The 1,981-nt window shown below is 49.2% G+C and carries 2 protein-coding genes; both read right to left on the minus strand.

Annotated elements, in window-relative coordinates; translation table 11 throughout:
* Positions 1–276: co-chaperone GroES (gene groES, locus J4G07_21380; GenBank protein MCE2416537.1), on the minus strand; the 276-nt coding region annotated here is incomplete at its 3' end.
* Between the two features lie 289 nt (positions 277–565).
* Positions 566–1,552 (minus strand): Gfo/Idh/MocA family oxidoreductase, encoded by a 987-nt coding sequence (locus J4G07_21385; protein ID MCE2416538.1) that lies wholly within the window; start codon positions 1,550–1,552, stop codon positions 566–568.
* Positions 1,553–1,981: the final 429 nt, after the last annotated feature.

Genomic DNA, 1,981 nt, shown 5'->3' on the forward strand with positions numbered 1-1,981 from the left:
TAAGATATCATCTTCGCGCAAGATGAGATATTCAGTGTTATCATACGTAACTTCGGTGCCGCCGTATTTGGCGAAAAGGATGAGGTCGCCCACTGCCACGTCAACGGGCTGTCGGTCCCCGCTATCGAGTAGTCTACCGCTTCCAACGGCAACAACTTCGCCTTCCTGTGGTTTCTCTTTGGCAGTGTCGGGGATGATAATTCCGCCGCTCGTTGTTTGTTCATCGTTATCTGAACGTTTGACGAGAATTCTGTCGCCAAGGGGTACAAGTGCCATGTCGCTGAATTCCTCCTTGAGTATGGCGTGAAAATTGTGAGAGAAGGGTTCTATGCCTTCACTCAGTTTGCTTATATCCTCAGACGGTGCAAAAACACCGTCGTCATGTTCTCAAGACATTCATTAGCAATTTTCGTGCCAATCCCTGAAACTGCCATATCGTCAGGGTTAGACAGAAGAACGTGACATTTTGGCAGGCTTTCTGCCGTGACAATTTGTCTTAATCAAAAATAGAGTGGGGGAATACCGTGCCATTTTGGCACATATTGGCTATCGGCAATCAGCCATTCTATGTAGCGGGACACGGAACCAACTGTCCTGTTTCACCTGCGCGATATGCGGCGGCAAGAATCTCGTTTGCTCTCAAGCCATCATTTCCGGTTGTGATGGGTGCGATCCCTTCGTGTACACATGCTGCGAAATGCTCAAATTGATATTGATATAGATCCTCGTATTGTGAGGAAATTAATTGCTGTTCGCCGTCAAAGTAGGTTTTGATTTTCCAACCGTCGTCGTTGTAGATCCAGGTTGTGCCTTCTGTACCGTAGAGTTCTAAAACAATATCGCAGCTGGGCACAGAAAAACTGAGGTCCGTGAAAGCTTGCGCACCGTTATCGAAGCGCATGAAGATACCACCTGTTTCTTCGACAGCAGTGTCTTGGGTCGTGGTGTTGTAAAACGCGCTGACGGCATTCACCTCACCGATGAGGTAGCGGAGGAGATCCACACTATGCGGACCGAGATCCATGAAGCATCCGCCGCCCCCCTTTTCGGGTTGGGCGCGCCATTCGTCTGGCATGAGTTGGTACTGTTTGAGAAATGGCATACGTCCATGGACGATGGTGCCGAAACGTCCCGCGTCCACCCACGTTCGGATCTGTTGGAAACAGGAGTGAAATCGGAAGAGGAAGCAGACTTGCAGGTGGACCCCGTTTGTTTCGCAGGCAGCGATCATTTCTGTACATTCTTGTGGTGTGAGTGCCATCGGTTTATCGCAAAGCACATGCAACCCGCGTTCGGCGGCGGCGATGACCTGCTCACAGTGTAGGTGAACGGGTGTTGAGACGTAGATTGCGTCAAGCACCTCATCTGCAAGGAGTGCCTCGACGGTGGTGTAGGCATGGGTTGCGCCGTGTTCCTGTGCCAATCGTTCTGCCCGTGTCGCGTCGCGTGAAAGCAAGGCGTGGAGTTCTGCCCCGTCTGCTTTTTTAATCGCTGGCATTGCTCTACGTTGTGCGACACTGCCTGCGCCTAATACACCCCATTTTAAGTTCATCGTTTTTGGACCTCGTTTGTTTTATTGTTCAGAAGATAGGCGAGGTTCGGAAACTTCGCCAACGGTGGGAGGAGGTTTCTATTGTTTTTTAAACCTCATCTGTTGTGTCGTGCTGTATATTATAGGGAATTTTAGGATATATTTCAAGTTGGCTTTCAGCAATTAGCAGCCAGCAATTAGGGCGTTCGCTACGCTCACTTTTAGGTGTTAGGTGTTAGGGCGTTCGCTACGCTCACTTTTAGCGGTTAGGTGTCTCTTTGCTACTTGCTAACCGCTAAAAGGGTTTCGCAGAAACACGACCTAATTGCTAATTACTATAAAAGGGCGTTCGCTACGCTCACTGATAGCGATTAGGTGTCTCTTTGCTACTTGCTAACCGCTAAAAGGGTTTCGCAGAAACACGACCTAATCGCTAATTACTATAAAAGG

This window comes from Candidatus Poribacteria bacterium (assembly GCA_021295715.1).
Taxonomy (GTDB): Bacteria; Poribacteria; WGA-4E; order WGA-4E; family WGA-3G; genus WGA-3G.

Excerpts from the sequence above, each read along its gene's own strand:
- J4G07_21385 (MCE2416538.1), bottom strand. The coding sequence starts at position 1,552 with ATGAACTTAAAATGGGGTGTATTAGGCGCAGGCAGTGTCGCACAACGT.